The sequence below is a fragment of the Lampropedia aestuarii genome (genome assembly GCF_004803635.1).
Classification (GTDB): Bacteria; Pseudomonadota; Gammaproteobacteria; order Burkholderiales; family Burkholderiaceae_C; genus Lampropedia; species Lampropedia aestuarii.
This window is the reverse complement of the sequence record NZ_SSWX01000001.1, coordinates 142,352-158,249: the sequence shown is the minus strand read 5'-3', so window position 1 is coordinate 158,249 and position 15,898 is coordinate 142,352. Positions and strand designations below refer to the sequence as shown.

Sequence of the window (15,898 nt, the reverse complement as noted above, 5' to 3'; positions counted from 1 at the left end):
TGTCACTATTTGTATATATATCTTGAGTAATGCTCTCAAGAATGAATCATCGTGGGGCTTTGCAGCGCTGCTGTAGCATTTGCCTAGCAAGCAATGACCAGATTGCGCACAAGCCTCCATCATAATACGAACCATGATTTATGGTATTGGTACGGATATTTGTGACATTCGCCGCATCGCGCAATCCTTGGAGCGCCACGGTGCGCGTTTTGCCCATAAAGTCCTCACAGACAATGAGCTGCTGACCTGGCAGAAACGTTCAGCACGCTGGCCGGCGCGTGGCGTGAGCTTTGTAGCCACACGCTTTGCGGTCAAAGAAGCATTTAGCAAAGCCATTGGTTTGGGCATGCACATGCCGATGACCTGGCGGCATTGTGAAGTTGGCCACCACCCTGGTGGCCAGCCGCGCATCATCACGCACGGGCCTTTAACGCCTTGGTGTGAGCAGCGTGGGCTGCGCTTTCATGTCACGCTGTCAGACGAGAAGGAATATGCAGTGGCTTTTTGCATTGCCGAGGTCGGCATGGACCCCACTGCACAGATCCGACCGCTTGCGCAGACATGAGCCAGCCCCCGCGCCACCCTAGCCCTATTGCCTCAACCACTTCTTTAGCCGACCCTGCCCTATGAATAAAAAAGCGCATAAACAGTCCAAGCCTCAGGCCTTTGAAGAGCAGCGCATGCATGCGCCTTTGATGATCGATATTGAAGGCACGCAACTAGACAGCATTGACCGCGAGCGCTTGGCCCACCCACTGGTGGGGGGCCTGACGCTGTTTGCGCGCAATTGGGCAGACCGCCAGCAACTGGTACAGCTGTGTGCCGATATCAAGGCCGTGCGCAGCGATTTGCTGATTGCCGTGGACCAGGAGGGCGGGCGGGTGCAGCGCTTTCGCACCGATGGTTTTACACCGCTGGCCCCAATGCGGGCGTTAGGGCGGATGTGGGACAAGGACGACACCAGCGGCTTGCACCGCAAGCTGCCGGGGAGCGGAGCGATGGCGGCCGTGAATGCGGCCACCGCTGTTGGCTATGTGCTCGCCAGTGAGCTGCGCGCATGCGGTGTGGATATGAGCTTTGCACCGGTGGTTGACCTCGACTGGGGGGGCAGTACCGTGATTGGTGACCGTGCGCTGCACCGCGATGCCCGCGTAGTCAGTATGTTGGCAAAAGCCGTGATGCAGGGCTTGCTGCAGGCGGGCATGGCGCATTGCGCCAAACATTTTCCTGGCCATGGCCATGTGGTGGCCGACTCGCATGTTGCGATTCCGGTGGATGAGCGCAGTTTGACCGCGATTTTGAGTGAGGATGCTGCCCCTTACCAATGGTTGCGCTCGAGTTTGACGGCGGTGATGGCCGCGCATGTCGTCTACCGCAAAGTCGATCCACGCCCGGCAGGGTTCTCTGCCCGCTGGCTGCAGGACGTATTGCGTGAGCGACTGGGTTTTGATGGCGCGATTTTCAGTGATGACCTGAGCATGGAAGGCGCCCGCAGGATGGGCGGTCACAACCTGAGCGCGGTCGAAGCTGGCGTAGCTGCACTGAATGCCGGCTGTGATCTGCTGCTGCTGTGCAACCAAAGCCTGGGCGGTGGTGCCAAGCTGGATGCCTGGATCGATGGCATGGAGCAGGCGCTCGCGCAGGGCGATTGGCGATGCAATCCGCAAAGCGAACAGCGCCGCCTGGCCTTGCTGCCGCAAGCCGCACCTTTGGCCTGGGATGAGCTGATGCAACATCCGGCCTATTTGCAGGCCCTGGAGCAATTGCCCTGATTGAGTTGTTGAGCGCTGGGGGATGGGTCGGCTGAATCCTCCGCTTTGGCATACACCACCAACCGCAGGTGGCGGTCTTCATCGATCGTCAGCGAGGTGTGCTCATAGGGCGTAGTCACACCATCGACCAGCAATACCCGCTGGCCCATGCAGTGTGATTGCACTTGTTGCGTGCGCCACGATGCTTTGAATTCGGGCGAGACTTTCTGTAAATCTGCGACCAGTGCACGTATATCCCCTTCTTGCGATGCGCGTGCATAGTCACGGCGGAAACTGGCCAGCATTCGTGTTGCCTGTTCGTCCCAGTCGCACAGGCGTGCGCGTAATACTGGGCTGGTGAACAGCAGCCACAACAGATTGCGGCGCTCTGGCGGGTGCGCGCCAAAGTCAAACAGTGCATCGGCCATAGTGTTAAAACCCAGTACATCCCAGCGGAGATTGAGCACAAAGGCCGCATGGGGCAGGTCGTGCATCAGGCGGCGCACCAGCGGGGGCAGTACACAAAAGGTTTTGCCCGGCTCTAGGGGCGGGCGCGCATGTGCCAACAGATACAGATGGCGGCGCTGGGCCGAATCCAGCTTGAGCACCTGGGCGAGTTGGTCGAGAAAGTGTGCAGAAACACCAATATCGCGGCCTTGCTCTAACCAGGTGTACCAAGTCAGGCCCACGCCCGCCAGCGCCGCGACCTCTTCGCGCCGCAAACCTGGGGTACGTCGCCTGCCACTGCTGGGCAAGCCCACTTCTTCAGGCGTGAGCCGCTGGCGGTGTGCGAGCAAAAAAGCCGCTAAATCAGGACGTGTTCTTTCTAAGGTGCGCATGCCAAGCTTATTGCTGTTAGTAATAGCATAAATGGTTAAATTGTAATTGTTTAATTGCTGAATAAAAATGGCCAATTTTGTTTCTGAGGCCATTGTATGAGCGCGTATTGCCATTCTTCTTCGCTGCCCCAAGGCGGCGCTCACACCCCGCCATGGCTGGGTTTGTCCGTGTTGCTGCTGGGCGGTTTCATCACGATATTCGATCTGTTTGTAGTCAATGTGGCCATCCCCAGCATGCAGTCCGATCTATCGGCAAGCTTGGCGCAGATCGGCTTTGTCGTGGCTGCTTATGAATTGGCGTTCGGCGCGATGCTGATTACGGGTGGCCGTTTGGGCGATGTGTTTGGACGCAGGCGCGTCTTTGTATGGGGCATGGCGGCCTTCACTGTCGCCTCGGTCTTGTGTGGGCTGGCCCCGAGTGCGGAATTCCTGATTGCCTCTCGCATCTTGCAAGGACTGACCGCAGCCTTGTTGTTGCCGCAGGTCTATGCGTCGATTCGCGTCCATTTCGATGGCCCCCAGGCGCGCCGTGCGTTTGGGTTGCTGGGCATGACTTTGGGGCTGGCGGCAATTGCAGGCCAGGTGCTGGGCGGCTGGCTGGTGTATGTGAATTGGCTGGACTGGGGATGGCGCACGGTCTTCTTTATCAATGCGCCTATTGGCTTGCTGGCGATAGTCACGGCCAGGTGCATTCCCGAGTCGCATGCACCGCAGCGCCCGGGCCTTGACTTGCTGGGGGTGTTGCTGGTGAGTCTAGGCTTGGCATTGCTCTTGGTGCCTTTGCTAGAGGGGCCTGCACAGGATTGGCCTGCTTGGAGTGTCGGGGCCTTGGTGGCAGCCTTTGGCCTGTTGGCACTGTTTTATCTGCAGCAAGAGCGTTTGCGCATTCGCGGCGGCTGGCCGCTGGTGGATATGCGCTTGTTGGCGCAGCCGCATTTTGCGGTGGGCGCCTGGTTGGTGCTGTTGATTTACTCCACCTCCAGCTCTTTTTTCCTGTGCTTTGCGCTGCTGATGCAAAGCGGCCTGGGGCTCGATCCATGGCTGGCAGGCCGTGTTTTTGCGCCCGCCAGTCTGGGCTTTGTACTGGCGTCGTTGTTTGCGCCCAAAGGGGTGGCGCGCTGGGGCATGCAGGCAATTGTGGTGGGGGCGATCGTGTATGCAGCAGCCATTGCGGTCTTGGTTGTCCAGGTGCAGTTGGCTGGCGCAGCCTTGCAGGCACTGCGGTTGATTCCGGTGTTGGTGGTGGTGGGTGCGGCGCAGGGCTTGATCATGACGCCGCTGCTGAATCTGGTGCTCGGCTTTGTGGACAAGGCACAAGCCGGCATGGCTTCAGGGGTGATTTCTACCTTGCAGCAAATCGGTGCCGCATTGGGCGTGGCTGCAGTCGGCATGTTGTTTGGTGCAGCACTAGGCCATACAGGCGCGGCAACGCAGGCCGAGCAATACGCATCGGCGTTTGTGGCAGGCATGCGCTACAACCTGGTGGCGGCCGTTCTGATTGTCGTGCTGCTGCTGGTGTTGGCCAGAGTGCAGCGCACAGCACGCTGAGCCCGCACGAACAGATTCTTGGCGCTACAGTGGCAGCTTTGTCTGGAGTGGGGGTGATGATGGCCTTGGATATTCAATTCGTCGATGTCTTTGGCGCTCAGGCGCTGTCTGGCAACCCGTTGGCTGTGGTGCTGGACGCCCAAGGCATGACGGCTGAACAGATGCAGCAGTTGACGCGCTGGCTGAACCTGTCCGAATGCACTTTTGTGCTGCCAGTGACGGATCCGGCCGCCGATTACCGTGTGCGCATTTTCACCTCCGAGCGTGAAATGCCGTTTGCCGGCCATCCGACCCTGGGCACTTGCCATGCATGGCTGGCGGCTGGCCATACGCCGAAAAATGCCGGGCACATCGTGCAAGAGTGCGGCGTGGGGCTGGTGACAATTGCGCGCCAAGCGGGGGGGCGTTTGGCATTTGCCGCGCCAGCGCTGATCAAGACGGGGCCGGCCAGTGGGCAAGAGTTGCTCCAGGCGCAGCGGCTGCTGGGCATTCGGGCTGAAGACATTGTCGAGGCCGCATGGATCGACAACGGCCCTGGCTGGCTGGGCATTCGATTGGCATCGGCGGAGCAGGTGCTGGCGCTGACGCCTGCGCGCAGTTGGCCAGAACGCATCGATATTGGTGTGGTTGGGCTCCATTCTGCAGGTGCTGAGACAGCCATTGAAGTGCGGGCGTTTTTCAGTGACCAGCATGGCGCGGTTGTTGAAGATCCGGTGACAGGCAGTCTGAATGCGTCGGTGGCGCAATGGCTCACCAGTACCGGCGTGGTTCAACTGCCCTACCTGGCAGCCCAAGGCACTTGTCTTGGCCGGCAAGGCCGGGTCTATGCCAGTCAGGATGCCTCTGGCCAAATATGGATTGCTGGCAATACCTGCACGCATGTGCAGGGCCAGTTGCAGTTTGAAGATGTTTAGACCCAGCCTGCAGCGTAGTGGCTGGTGGGTGTTGCTTTAGAACGTGTTTACGATCTTAGGCTGCTGTGGACAGGGCATGCGCTTGAGCGCGCAGCAAGTCTTCAGGCGTATCGACTCCAGCTGGCGGTGCCTCCTGCGTCAAATGCACAGCGATTCGGTAGCCATGCCAGAGTACTCGCAGTTGCTCCAGTGATTCGTTGTTCTCAGTTGGGGCGGCACTGAGCTGTGGAAATTGCTTGAGAAAGCCCACGCGGTAGCTGTAAATGCCGATGTGCCGCAATGCCGGATGCAGGCCTTGCCCATTCGGTATGGCTTGGCCTAGCGCGCCCGCCTCCTGCCACAGTGTGGCCGGTGGGTCTCTGAAGAAGGGCACCGGTGCGCGACTGAAGTATTGCGCATCCTGGGCGGCATTGAGCACGACTTTGACCACATTTGGATTGAGAAAATCGGCTTGCGTGTGGATTGGGTGGGCGGCTGTGCCCATCACTGCATGGCTGTGCTGGGCCAGCACCTGGGCCGTGGCGTTGATCAGCTCCGGTGGAATGAATGGTTCATCACCTTGTACATTGACAACGATGGTCTCGTCCGGCAGTTGCAATTGCGCAGCCGCTTCGGCCAGACGGTCGCTGCCGCTTTGGTGGTCGGCGCGGGTCATCACGCAGGCAATGCCGTGCTGCTCGCAGGCGGTTTGAATGCGTGCATCGTCGGTCGCGACCACCACCGATTGAGCCTGGCTTTGCTGGGCCTGGTGGGCAACCCGAATCACCATGGGCAGGCCGTTAATCTCGGCCAGTGGTTTATCGGGCAGGCGGCTGGAGCTCATGCGCGCCGGAATCAGAACGATGAAAGGGCTGGAATTTGGCACGGCAGCACTCAAGCAGCTAGTTCATCGTCGCTGAGCGTGCGGGCTTCGTTTTCCAGCAGGATTGGGATGCCATCGTGGATTGGATAAGCCAGACGTGCTGCGCGCGAGACCAGCTCCTGGCGCGCATGGTCATAGGTGAGCTGCCCTTTGGTGACGGGGCAGACCAGAATTTCAAGCAGTTTGGTGTCCATAAAGCAGAGAGTGGGTTGGGCAAAACGGGGTGGGTTGGGCGCGCTGGGTACAGCCCCTTCATGGAGGGGCTGGGCTTTAAGCAGTGCAAGCCGCTGTGGCCTGGGCATGCGTTCAATGCGGCGGCAGGCATGCGCCATGCGCGATGGCTTTATTGTACGGGGCGCGGCGCGGGGGAGGTTTGGATGATGCGGTGTTCTTGAATCGTGCCACCCCCAAATACGCTGCCATCGCGGCGTGTGTTTTGATTGCGCACGCGGTCTTCGCAAGACTGGCGTGCCTCAGGGTCGTTGGCGTAAACCTGGCAGCGTTTGAGCGCGTTGCTGGCAAAATCCTGGTTAGGGTCAACGGGGGCTTTATTGCGCGTAGCGCCCATTTCGCGCTGGCAGGCCACCGGGTCTTGCTTGCCATCAGCGCAGATGCTGTTGGCTGAGGTTTGTGCTTGCGCGGCGTAAGCACCTAGTGCCAGCATGACAGCTATTGCGCTGCGTGCCACGAGAGAAGCTTTGAGTGAATGGGCCATAGTTGAAATCCTCCAGTGTAGAGAGATGAAATCATCGACGCAGGCATACGTGCACAGGACGCAATGGCACGCATGCATGTTGCTATTGTCTGTGACTTGTATGCACTCTGACCAGCAGAGTTTCTTTGCCAACGTATCCTTCAGTAAGCGCGTTACCAATCTGGCCATGGTCTGTGGGCTTGGGTAGTAGCACTAATGCCTCTTAATGGTCCTTTATTGTGCCTTGCACGACTGCCCGGAGACGATGAGCAGGCTCCTGGCGCCAGTTTTTTAAACACGGGCAATCAGCGCAGGTGTTGCATCGCAGAGTCTGCGCAAATCCTGTGGCGATAATTCCACCTCCAGGCCTCTGCGGCCAGCGCTGACAAAGATGCGCTCGAAGGCGTCGGCGGATGTGTCAATGAAGCTGCGCAAGGCTTTTTTCTGGGCCAATGGGCTAATGCCACCGAGCAAATAGCCGGTGCTGCGCTGCGCTTGGGTTGGATCGGCCATGTCGCATTTCTTGCAGTGTGCGGCTTGTGCTAACGCCTTGAGGTCCAGTGAGCCACTGACGGGCACAATCGCGACCAACAGTTCGGCTGTCTCGGTCTGGGCCAGCAGCGTTTTAAAGACCTGGGCTGGTGGCAGTTGCAGCTTGTCGGCCGCCTCCAGCCCATACGATGGCGTTTTGCTGTCATGCGTATAGCTATGCAGCTGGTGTGCGACTTTGGCTTGCTTTAATAAATGAATGGCAGGAGTCATACAGCGAACTTGAAAAGGTTGGTGCGAGGTGCTGCGTGTGTTTGTCAATGCCCATCTTGGGAAGCTCTACAGAACCCGCTGTTGTGGGCTGAGCACAGTCTCGAGTGATTGGATTTTTGGCACTTTAACGCGACTGCGAAAAGAGCATCAACACGTTCTTAGATTGCTGCCTCGGTGAGCGTTTCGTCGCCAAAGCGGACGCCAAGGCTGCGCGCAGTTTGTACCCACTGGTCGTCCGCAGGAACCTGGCGCACTTTGCCTGCCACCTCCGCCAAGGGCACGCTGGTGCAGCTGCTATTGCGCAGCACGACCATTTGGCCAAAGGCCTTGCGCAGTACCAGTTGCGCGGCCCACCAGCCAAATTGCGTTGAAAGCGCGGCGTCAAATGCGGTGGGGGCGCCGCCGCGTTGCACATGGCCCAGTTGGGTGCTGCGCACTTCGCTGGCCACGCGGCTTTGCAGTTGCTCGCGCAGCAATTCGCCAACGCCGCCAAGGCGGATCGGGTCGGGGCTGTGCTCTAGACGCGCTTTGACCACCATGTCGCCATCGATGGCTTTGGCGCCTTCAGCCACACAAATCACCGTATAGCCTTGTTGGCGCTCGCGCTGGCGGCACAGCTGGGCAAGCGCATCGGGTGAGTAGGCAAACTCCGGCAACACAATCGCGTGCGCGCCGCCAGCCAGACCACCAGCCAGGGCAATCCAGCCAGCATAGCGGCCCATGGTCTCCACCACCATGACGCGGCCATGGCTGCGGGCGGTGGTTGCAATGCGCTGCAAACTCTCAGCCACAATCGCGACCGCGCTGTCAAAGCCAAAGGTGCGCTCGGTATGCATCAAATCGTTGTCAATCGTTTTGGGTACTCCAACGACCGGCAGTCCCAGCTGGTGGATGCGGTTGGCAATCGCCATCGTGCCATCACCACCGACGACGATCAGCGCATCCAGACCCAATTCGCGGGCGTAGGCCAGCACCTCGTGTGAGACATCTTGGGCGGGCACATCGGCCTGTGCAGTCCAGCGAAAAGGATTGGCGCTGTTGTGCGCACCAAGAATGGTGCCGCCCTCGTGCAAGATAGCGTCGACGGTGTCTGCGGTCAATGTGCACACCTGGCGTGCAATCAAGCCATAAAAGCCTTTTCGGATGCCTGTCACGCGTGCGCCAGTGTGGTGGATCAGGCTGAGCGTGACGGCGCGAATGACCGCATTAAGGCCGGGGCAATCACCGCCGCCGGTCAGAATGCCGATATGCAAAGAAGAAGAGTCAGACATGGAGATGCAATGCTTGAATGAATGGCGCCCAATAAGCGCTTTGTGTGTCTTGTCATGATGGGTCAGTGCACATCAGCATCAAACTCGGATGCGCGTACCAACGCCTTTAACATGCCAGTATTGCACTAATCAATGCGCTTGCTGCGTGGCGCTCAGTACAAATTTGGCTTTGATGCATGTTGTTTGCGTATTGGCGCTCGCATATGCCATTGGCCATTCTTATGTAGTGGTACACGCCACAGTGCTTATAAGCGGCAAATGCATTGCGCAAGCCAACGCCCATGGGAGGAGCGCGTGCCCGGCAGCGCCGGCAAGAGGCTTGCGGCCTCAATGGCTTGATTGGCTCATGCGATGTAGCATGCGCTCGTTGCATTGCTGGAAGATAAACACAAGCGTCGTCTGGTGAAAGACTGGCGCAGTGCTGCGGCGAAAAAAAACCCTTAGTGATTGCTCACTAAGGGTTTGCGATTTTTGGTGGCGCATCCCTGATTCGAACAGGGGACCTGCGGATTATGATTCCGTCGCTCTAACCAGCTGAGCTAATGCGCCAAAGACGTTAGTGTAACCCGTTTTCAGAGGCCGAATTGGAAACTCGCGAGAAATGGTAAAAAAACTGCCATTTTTTTGATTGTTCAATGGAGGCGCCTGTTTGCAAGCCTGTCAAGGACAGCCAACTGTGCGCTGTATGTGCTGTATGTGGTTTGTGAGCGCATTGTTTGGGCAAGGCCTGCTCCAGTCAAACCAGCGGCCACCATGCAGATGCATGGGGCAAGTGGTGCGCGGCCAAAGTCGTTGGATGGAGGTGGTGTTGGCGGCAGTCGGCATGACACAATGGCGCCTTGGCCGCTTGAGGCTGGCTGGTGTGCAACGGACTTTCAATCCCAAAGGGTGGAGTGCCGCCATCCAGTTTTTTTGGCAGCGCAGGCTGGCAGCGGCGTAGCATTGCATGGGCTGCCGCTAGCATTTGCCGATGTTTTTTGATTGCAGACCCGTACTGGGTGTGTTTTGCCGTTTTATTTGGGGTAGCGCACGCGATGACTTTTCCTTTTCATATGACCTCCATCACTTCCCGTGAGAATGCCCAAGTCAAGGCATGGCGCCGTTTGGCGCAGGAGTCGCATGCGTATCGCAAGCTGGGGCAGATTTGGCTCGAAGGTGAGCATTTGTGCAGCGCCGCGCAGCAGGCTGGTTTGGCCGTACACACCTTGGTGCTGTCGCAATCGCGCTGGGATGCACAGGAGCTGGAGCGCTGGTGGCCAGCTGCCGTATCTGGCGGGCGCGGCGATGGGCGCTTGGCGGTGGTGGTGTTGGAAGACTCCCTGTTTGCCCATGTGAGCGGACTGGAAAGTGCGGCTGGCCTGGCCTATGTGGTGGCACGCACGGATGTGCCTGACCAATTGCAGGCCGGCGTTGCCACCGTGGTGTTAGACCGCCTGCAAGACGCTGGCAATGTGGGGGCGATTTTGCGCTGTGCAGCCGCGTTTGGCTTCAAGCAAATTGTGGCCTTGCAGGGCACGGCTGCGCTGTGGTCGCCCAAGGTGCTGCGCGCTGGCATGGGGGCCCATTTCGGATTGGGTTTGGTCGAGCAGGCGACGCATGGCGATGTCGCGGCCTTGGCCGTGCCGCTGTTGATTACCAGCTCCCATGATGGCGCTTATGTGCACAAGGCGGATTTGCCTTGGCCGTGTGCGTGGGTGATGGGCCATGAAGGGCAGGGCGTGAGCGAAGCCTTGAGTGCGCTGCCCCATACACCAGTGCGGATTGCCCAGCCTGGTGGGCAAGAGTCCTTGAATGTGGCGACTGCAGCGGCCATTTGCCTGCATGCCAGTGCCGCTACCTGGGCGTGATCGCTTTGAGGTGAGAGCTGCATGGCTCTGCTTACATCCCATACAGTCTGATGCAGGGTGCGGCCCCTACAATGGCAGGCCGTATTGGAAAGCTGTGCTTGGCCTGTGCAGGCGTGCTGCGCAGCGCACTTCCATATTCTTGTGTGTGTCGCTGATGGCGCCTGAACAGGCGAAAAGTGTGTGTCTCTTTTTAAAGCAGCCTCTACCGTTTCCTTATTGACCTTGGTGTCGCGTTTCACCGGGCTGGCGCGTGATTTGTTGATGGCGGCCATCTTTGGTGCGAATGCCTTGACCGATGCTTTCAACGTCGCTTTTCGCATCCCCAATTTGTTTCGGCGTTTGTTTGCCGAAGGGGCATTCAGCCAGGCCTTTGTACCCGTGTTGGCCAGCTCGCGCACCGTCGATGGTGATAAGGCCACGCTGCAATTGATCGACCACGTGGCGACCGTGCTCGCCTGGACGTTGCTGCTCTTTAGTATTTTGGGGGTGCTGTTTGCGCCCGTGCTGGTGTGGCTGCTGGCCAGTGGTTTAAGACAGGATGCGGGCTCGTTTGATGCAGCCGTGACCATGACGCGCTGGATGTTTCCCTACATCGGCTGCATGTCGCTGGTGGCGTTGGCAGCTGGGGTGTTGAATACCTGGCGGCGTTATGCGGTGCCTGCCGCCACGCCGATTTTGCTCAATCTCAGCATGATCGCCGCTGCGTTGTTGCTCAGCCCTTGGTTTGAGCGGCGTGGCATTGAGCCGATTTTTGCGATGGCTGCAGGTGTGATGGCTGGTGGTGTATTGCAGCTGCTGGTGCAAATTCCGGCACTCAAGCGCTTGGGTTTGTTGCCGCGCTTGGGCATGCGACCTGGCAGCATTCGCGCTGCTTGGCGTGACAGCGGTGTGCGCCGCATTTTGGCCTTGATGGCGCCGGCCTTGCTGGGGGTTGGGGTGGCGCAAATCTCCTTGATGATCAATACCCAGATCGCCTCGTATTTGCAGGCTGGCAGCGTGACCTGGCTGTTTTATGCCGACCGTTTGATGGAGTTCCCAACGGCCTTGTTAGGTGTGGCTTTGGGCGTGGTACTGACGCCGTATTTGGCCGCCGCCAAGGCCGCGCAAGATGGGCCTCAATATTCGGCGATGCTGGACTGGGGCCTGCGCATGGTGTTTGTGCTGGCCTTGCCTTGCGCGGTCGGCTTATTGCTGTTTGCCAAACCCTTGGTGGCCAGCTTGTTCCATTACGGCGCCCTGCGCGATTCGGATGTGAATCAGATCGCGCTGGCCTTGATGGGGTATGGGGTGGGCCTGTTGGGCTTGGTTGCGATCAAAGTGCTGGCGCCTGGTTATTACGCCAGCCAAGACATGCGCACACCAGTGAAGATCGCGGTGGCGGTGCTGGTGTTTACCCAGCTCTTGAATGCCGTGCTGGTGCCATGGATTGGCCATGCCGGGCTGGCCTTGTCGATCGGCTTGGGCGCCTTGCTCAATGCCCTGTGGCTGTTGCTGGGCCTGATGCGCCGTGGTGCTTTTGTGCCCAGTCCCGGTTGGTGGCGCTTTGGCTTTCAGGTTTTGGCGGGCGTGGTTGCGCTGGCAATTTTCTTGTGGTGGGCTTCGCAGGCGGTGGATTGGGTGGGTTTGCGCGCCACCCCCTGGCTGCGCCTTGGCCACTTGGCCTGGATGCTGTGCGCCTCAGCGGTGGTGTATTTCGGCGTGCTGTGGGCCACGCGTTTTGATTTGAAGGGATTGCTGAGATCTTCACGCCGCTTGGGCTGAATGGGGGCGGGCTTTCCAGGCCCTGGAAACTCAGCGCAGTGCTGGCTTTATTGCTACACTGAGATGCAATGGTTTCATCGCAGGGCGTTGGCTTTGCGCTGTTCAGCATAGAGTGTCCAACCAACTTCTTGACCTGACCGTGTTCTGATGCTTTTGAATTTGCAGCCTCCCACACCGCTAGAGTATTTTGCAAGCCTCGTGCAATCCGATGCCGAATTGCCTTTGATGGAGGCCGCTATCAGCTTGGCACAAGATGAATACCCCGAGCTGGATTTAGAGCAGACGCTGTCTGTGATTGACAATATGCAGGCGCGCTTGCGCAAACGCAATGCGCAGCAGGGCACGGCGCTAGAGCGCATTCACCAGCTCAACCAGTTTTTTTATGGTGAGTTGGGCTTTAGCCTCAACAGCAACGACTACTACGATCCGGACAACAGCTATTTGCACCATGTGCTGCAATCGCGGCGTGGCATTCCGATCTCCATTGGCGTGCTGTGGTTGGATCTTGCGCGCAGCATTGGCCTGGATGCATATGGCGTGTCGTTTCCTGGGCATTTCATGCTCAAGGTCTTGCTCTCCCAAGGCCAGGTGATTTTGGACCCGCTGACAGGCAAGTCATTTTCCAGCCATGAACTGACCCACCAGTTGCAAGCGCAAATTCCGCGGCTGACGCTCTACAACGAGGAAACCATGCCGCTGGGGCTGTTTCTGCAAAGCGCGTCCTCACGCGAAATCATCACGCGCATGCTGCGCAACCTCAAGGAAATTTTCCGTGTGCAGCAGGATGCGGGCAGGCAGTTGGCGGTGATGGAGCGTCTGGTCGTGGTGCAGCCCCAGGACTGGCTGGAGCGGCGTGACCGCGGCCTCGCTTATGAGGCCTTAGGCCGCACACAAGAGGCGATTGCCGATTTTCAGGCGTATCTGGACTTCTCGCGTGAAGCCACTGATGCCAGTGAAGTGGCGCAGAAGCTCCATGTGCTGAAAAATCAGGCCTAGCAAGATGCGTGCAGAGTGCTTTTGAGTGTTTTTAAAACCTTCAGTCCCAGCACGCAGTCGGCTCAAAGATCTTCAAGAATGGGATAGGGGGCCTTGCTCAGGCGCACTGGAATGTCTGGGTTGGCTGGCTCAAGGCGCTCTGATGGGGCTTCCGCATCACTGGCAGCCACTGCGCTGCGGATCAACAGGGCTTGTTCGGCGGCATCGGTTTTGATTGACACAATCGCATCAAAGGCCTGTGGCTTGTTTGCTTCTGTTGGATGGGGCAGGGTGCTGGCGCTCAGTGCCACCTGAGCGACCGTGCCGCAAGGCTGCTCCAAATCATCGGCACTGTAGATTTCATCACCCGCTTTGGGCAGGTTCACGGCTTGGCCGTGGGCCAGAAAAGCACGACGTTTGATCGCTCCGCGAAATTGGCTGCGTGCGACGACTTCCTGGCCGGGGTAGCAGCCTTTTTTGAAGTTCACCCCGCCGACGGACTCGTAGTTGAGCATTTGCGGCACAAACAGATCCACCACTGGCGCGCTGATGGTGGCAATGCCCGCTGCCACCTCAGACCAGGCCCATTGCTGCGCGCGCTCGGCCGCTTGTGCTGGATCGGCCAAAGCGGCCACGGCTTCGGGCAATGCAGCTCCTTGGGGCTGAATCAGCAAAGCCCGTGGCAGACCAGCTGCTGGGTAGAGCGCAACCGCCCAGCTCGGGGCGTGTGCCTGAGTGGCGTCTGCGCCTGCTTCTGGACTTGGCAGTCCTGCTTGCGCATCGCCGTTGCTGACGCATTGCCAGGGCACAGGTGCAGACTCCAAGGCGCTGTCTTGCAGGGCTTGCAGCGTGCTGAGCGCCGCATTCCCAAGGGCGCCATGCAACTGCCATTGGGCGCTGGCATCGGTGATTTTGACTTTGGCACGCAGCACAAACATCGACAAGCGTTTTTGAACTGCGGCCAAAATGCTTGTGTGGGCAAGCAGCAGCACGTCGTGTGGGCCGTAACGCACGGCGATAAAGCTCGCTTGCATGCGCCCCTTGGCACTGAGGAAGGCGGCCAAGCGCGCCTGGTTGTGGCGCATCAGGGCAAAGTCATTGCTGAGCTGGCCTTGCAGGAATGTCAGCGTATCGGGCCCAGCGCAATGCAGTACGCCGAGCTCGGGAACAGGGGTGATCGCATGGAGGGACAGTGTCATGGCGTCGTCGGGTTTGAAAAAGGGTGTAAAAATAGGCTGGTGATTGCCGCGCACTGCAACTGCAACTGCAACTGCAACTGCAACTGCAACTGCAACTGCAACTGCAACTGCAACTGCAACTGCAACTGCAACTGCAACTGCAACTGCAACTGCAACTGCAGCACCAGCAGGATATGCAGGAATTCGCAGTGCGGCGGCACGCCACAAAAAGCGGGGGGGGCTGGGCAGCAGCTGTAGCTGCAAAACAAGCAGCTGGCCATCACAGCGTACGGCTTTTAAAACATGCTATTGTCCCAAGCTTTTTAAAATGCTGCAGACTCGTGCTCGGTGAATAAGGGCTTTGTTGGGCCTGCTGCGCATGGCCAGAGGTGGTGGCATTGCGGCAAGCCTTGCTCTGGCCCAAGATAGGCATGCTAGGCATGCTAGGCGTGCATTCAGGGCTTGTTCAAAAGGAATACCAATTTTGCTTAGACGTTTGTTTTATCTCGTGATGCTGGCCCTGCTGTTGCTGGGGGCTGCGGTGGCTTATGGCGTTTGGTGGCGCGACCAACCTCTGCGCATTGACGCCAGTCCGGCAGAGGTGACGATTGCACGTGGCACCTCGGCGCGTGGCGTGGCCGAGCAATTGGTTGCCAGCGGCGTGATGGCTGTGCCCCCCGACCTGCTGTATGCATGGCTGCGCGCTACTGGCGAGGGCACGCGCATCAAGGCCGGCTATTATGAGTTCTCGTCTGGCGTCAGCCCGCAGCAGGTGGTTGACCGTTTGGTCAAAGGCGAGCAAAGCCTGCGCCCGCTCACTATTGTCGAAGGTTGGAATTTCAAACAGGTCAGGGCCTTGCTGGCGCAACAGCCGCTGCAGCATGACACGGCTGAGTTGACGGATGAACAAATCATGGAAAAACTCGGGCGCAAAGGCCAGCACCCTGAGGGACGTTTTTTTCCAGATACCTATTTGTTTGCCAAAGGCAGCAGCGATGTCGCCGTGCTCAAGCAAGCGATGGAGGCGATGGACCGCATGCTCGAAGCCGCCTGGCAACAGCGCGACCGCAGCGTGCCGCTGAAAACACCGGATGAGGCCTTGGTGCTGGCCAGTATTGTTGAAAAAGAAACGGGCCAGCACAGCGATCGAGGCCGTATCGCCGGCGTGTTTGTCAACCGCCTGCGCGTGGGCATGTTGCTGCAAACCGATCCGACGGTGATCTATGGGCTGGGTGATGCGTTCGATGGCCGCTTGCGCCGCCGCCATCTGGAGACCGACACACCATGGAATACCTATACACGAGCGGGGCTGCCGCCTACACCGATTGCGATGCCAGGTCGCGAGTCTTTGCTGGCTGCGGTGCAGCCTGAAAAAACCACGTCGTTTTATTTTGTGGCCCGCGGCGATGGCACGAGCGAGTTCAGCGACAACCTTCAGCAGCATAATCGGGCCGTCAATCGTTTTATCAGGGGGCGGCCATAATGGCGCAAAGCAA

16 protein-coding genes and 1 tRNA gene are annotated in these 15,898 nt (G+C 58.7%); 8 read left to right on the top strand and 9 right to left on the bottom strand.

Translation table 11 applies throughout. The features are described 5' to 3' along the window. The first annotated feature begins 133 nt into the window (after positions 1-133). On the top strand, positions 134-565 hold the full coding sequence (gene acpS / locus E8K88_RS00675) for a holo-ACP synthase (RefSeq protein ID WP_136404708.1): 432 nt from the start codon (positions 134-136) through the stop codon (positions 563-565). A gap of 61 nt (positions 566-626) precedes the next feature. Continuing rightward, complete coding sequence (gene nagZ / locus E8K88_RS00670; RefSeq protein ID WP_240754242.1) at positions 627-1,772, top strand: beta-N-acetylhexosaminidase; 1,146 nt, start codon at positions 627-629, stop codon at positions 1,770-1,772. Here the strand turns inward: nagZ and E8K88_RS00665 are convergent. Beyond that, positions 1,742-2,590, bottom strand: a complete 849-nt coding sequence (locus E8K88_RS00665) for a helix-turn-helix transcriptional regulator (RefSeq protein ID WP_136404707.1) — start codon at positions 2,588-2,590, stop codon at positions 1,742-1,744. The two genes, nagZ and E8K88_RS00665, sit on opposite strands and share 31 nt — an antisense overlap. 96 nt (positions 2,591-2,686) lie before the next feature. On the opposite strand from E8K88_RS00665, the gene E8K88_RS00660 reads away from it, so the two are divergent. After that, positions 2,687-4,138 carry an MFS transporter gene (locus E8K88_RS00660; RefSeq protein ID WP_136404706.1) on the top strand — a complete coding sequence of 484 codons (1,452 nt, stop codon included), beginning with the start codon at positions 2,687-2,689 and terminating at the stop codon, positions 4,136-4,138. 59 nt (positions 4,139-4,197) lie between these two features. Then, a complete protein-coding gene (locus E8K88_RS00655; protein ID WP_136404855.1) occupies positions 4,198-5,052 on the top strand; it encodes a PhzF family phenazine biosynthesis protein in 855 nt (284 codons plus the stop codon). A gap of 55 nt (positions 5,053-5,107) precedes the next feature. Here E8K88_RS00655 and kdsB read toward each other — a convergent pair whose 3' ends face one another. The 6 genes from kdsB to E8K88_RS00625 form a co-directional block, all read right to left on the bottom strand. Continuing rightward, on the bottom strand, positions 5,108-5,917 hold the full coding sequence (gene kdsB, locus E8K88_RS00650; protein WP_136404705.1) for a 3-deoxy-manno-octulosonate cytidylyltransferase: 810 nt from the start codon (positions 5,915-5,917) through the stop codon (positions 5,108-5,110). Positions 5,918-5,925: 8 nt separating this feature from the next. Beyond that, positions 5,926-6,108, bottom strand: coding sequence for a Trm112 family protein (locus E8K88_RS00645; RefSeq protein ID WP_136404854.1), 183 nt, complete (start codon positions 6,106-6,108; stop codon positions 5,926-5,928). A 149-nt stretch (positions 6,109-6,257) separates the two neighbouring features. Next, positions 6,258-6,629, bottom strand: coding sequence for a hypothetical protein (locus E8K88_RS00640; protein ID WP_136404704.1), 372 nt, complete (start codon positions 6,627-6,629; stop codon positions 6,258-6,260). Positions 6,630-6,899: 270 nt separating this feature from the next. Further along, complete coding sequence (gene ybaK / locus E8K88_RS00635) at positions 6,900-7,370, bottom strand: Cys-tRNA(Pro) deacylase (protein WP_136404703.1); 471 nt, start codon at positions 7,368-7,370, stop codon at positions 6,900-6,902. Positions 7,371-7,528: 158 nt separating this feature from the next. Next, entirely contained in the window at positions 7,529-8,623 is a 1,095-nt protein-coding gene (locus E8K88_RS00630) for a 6-phosphofructokinase (protein WP_136404853.1), read from the bottom strand. A 490-nt stretch (positions 8,624-9,113) separates the two neighbouring features. Further along, positions 9,114-9,190 (bottom strand) — tRNA-Met (locus E8K88_RS00625). A 485-nt stretch (positions 9,191-9,675) separates the two neighbouring features. On the opposite strand from E8K88_RS00625, the gene E8K88_RS00620 reads away from it, so the two are divergent. The 3 genes from E8K88_RS00620 to E8K88_RS00610 all read left to right on the top strand — a co-directional run bounded on the left by E8K88_RS00620 (position 9,676) and on the right by E8K88_RS00610 (position 13,245). Continuing rightward, positions 9,676-10,488, top strand: coding sequence for a TrmH family RNA methyltransferase (locus E8K88_RS00620; RefSeq protein WP_240754240.1), 813 nt, complete (start codon positions 9,676-9,678; stop codon positions 10,486-10,488). 180 nt (positions 10,489-10,668) lie between these two features. Next, the gene (gene murJ / locus E8K88_RS00615) at positions 10,669-12,249 is read left to right on the top strand and encodes a murein biosynthesis integral membrane protein MurJ (RefSeq protein WP_136404702.1); all 1,581 of its coding nucleotides are present in this window, start codon (positions 10,669-10,671) and stop codon (positions 12,247-12,249) included. 147 nt (positions 12,250-12,396) lie between these two features. Continuing rightward, positions 12,397-13,245, top strand: coding sequence for a SirB1 family protein (locus tag E8K88_RS00610; protein ID WP_136404701.1), 849 nt, complete (start codon positions 12,397-12,399; stop codon positions 13,243-13,245). A gap of 62 nt (positions 13,246-13,307) precedes the next feature. Here the strand turns inward: E8K88_RS00610 and ygfZ are convergent, their stop codons facing one another. Continuing rightward, complete coding sequence (gene ygfZ, locus E8K88_RS00605; RefSeq protein ID WP_136404700.1) at positions 13,308-14,423, bottom strand: CAF17-like 4Fe-4S cluster assembly/insertion protein YgfZ; 1,116 nt, start codon at positions 14,421-14,423, stop codon at positions 13,308-13,310. Beyond that, a complete protein-coding gene (locus E8K88_RS17955; RefSeq protein WP_168797196.1) occupies positions 14,420-14,683 on the bottom strand; it encodes a hypothetical protein in 264 nt (87 codons plus the stop codon). The genes ygfZ and E8K88_RS17955 overlap by 4 nt, the downstream gene beginning before the upstream one ends. 194 nt (positions 14,684-14,877) lie before the next feature. Here E8K88_RS17955 and mltG point away from each other — a divergent pair, with 194 nt between their 5' ends. Beyond that, entirely contained in the window at positions 14,878-15,885 is a 1,008-nt protein-coding gene (gene mltG / locus E8K88_RS00595; RefSeq protein ID WP_338092860.1) for an endolytic transglycosylase MltG, read from the top strand. The last annotated feature ends 13 nt before the right edge of the window (positions 15,886-15,898 follow it).

What these genes read in the sequence shown, in the direction of transcription:
- acpS (WP_136404708.1), top strand. Translation starts at nt 134, where the DNA reads ATGATTTATGGTATTGGTACGGATATTTGTGACATTCGCCGCATCGCG.
- nagZ (WP_240754242.1), top strand. Translation starts at nt 627, where the DNA reads ATGAATAAAAAAGCGCATAAACAGTCCAAGCCTCAGGCCTTTGAAGAG.
- E8K88_RS00665 (WP_136404707.1), bottom strand. Translation starts at nt 2,590, where the DNA reads ATGCGCACCTTAGAAAGAACACGTCCTGATTTAGCGGCTTTTTTGCTC.
- E8K88_RS00660 (WP_136404706.1), top strand. Translation starts at nt 2,687, where the DNA reads ATGAGCGCGTATTGCCATTCTTCTTCGCTGCCCCAAGGCGGCGCTCAC.
- E8K88_RS00655 (WP_136404855.1), top strand. Translation starts at nt 4,198, where the DNA reads ATGGCCTTGGATATTCAATTCGTCGATGTCTTTGGCGCTCAGGCGCTG.
- E8K88_RS00645 (WP_136404854.1), bottom strand. Translation starts at nt 6,108, where the DNA reads ATGGACACCAAACTGCTTGAAATTCTGGTCTGCCCCGTCACCAAAGGG.
- E8K88_RS00640 (WP_136404704.1), bottom strand. Translation starts at nt 6,629, where the DNA reads ATGGCCCATTCACTCAAAGCTTCTCTCGTGGCACGCAGCGCAATAGCT.
- ybaK (WP_136404703.1), bottom strand. Translation starts at nt 7,370, where the DNA reads ATGACTCCTGCCATTCATTTATTAAAGCAAGCCAAAGTCGCACACCAG.
- E8K88_RS00620 (WP_240754240.1), top strand. Translation starts at nt 9,676, where the DNA reads ATGACTTTTCCTTTTCATATGACCTCCATCACTTCCCGTGAGAATGCC.
- E8K88_RS00610 (WP_136404701.1), top strand. Translation starts at nt 12,397, where the DNA reads ATGCTTTTGAATTTGCAGCCTCCCACACCGCTAGAGTATTTTGCAAGC.
- ygfZ (WP_136404700.1), bottom strand. Translation starts at nt 14,423, where the DNA reads ATGACACTGTCCCTCCATGCGATCACCCCTGTTCCCGAGCTCGGCGTA.
- E8K88_RS17955 (WP_168797196.1), bottom strand. Translation starts at nt 14,683, where the DNA reads ATGGCCAGCTGCTTGTTTTGCAGCTACAGCTGCTGCCCAGCCCCCCCC.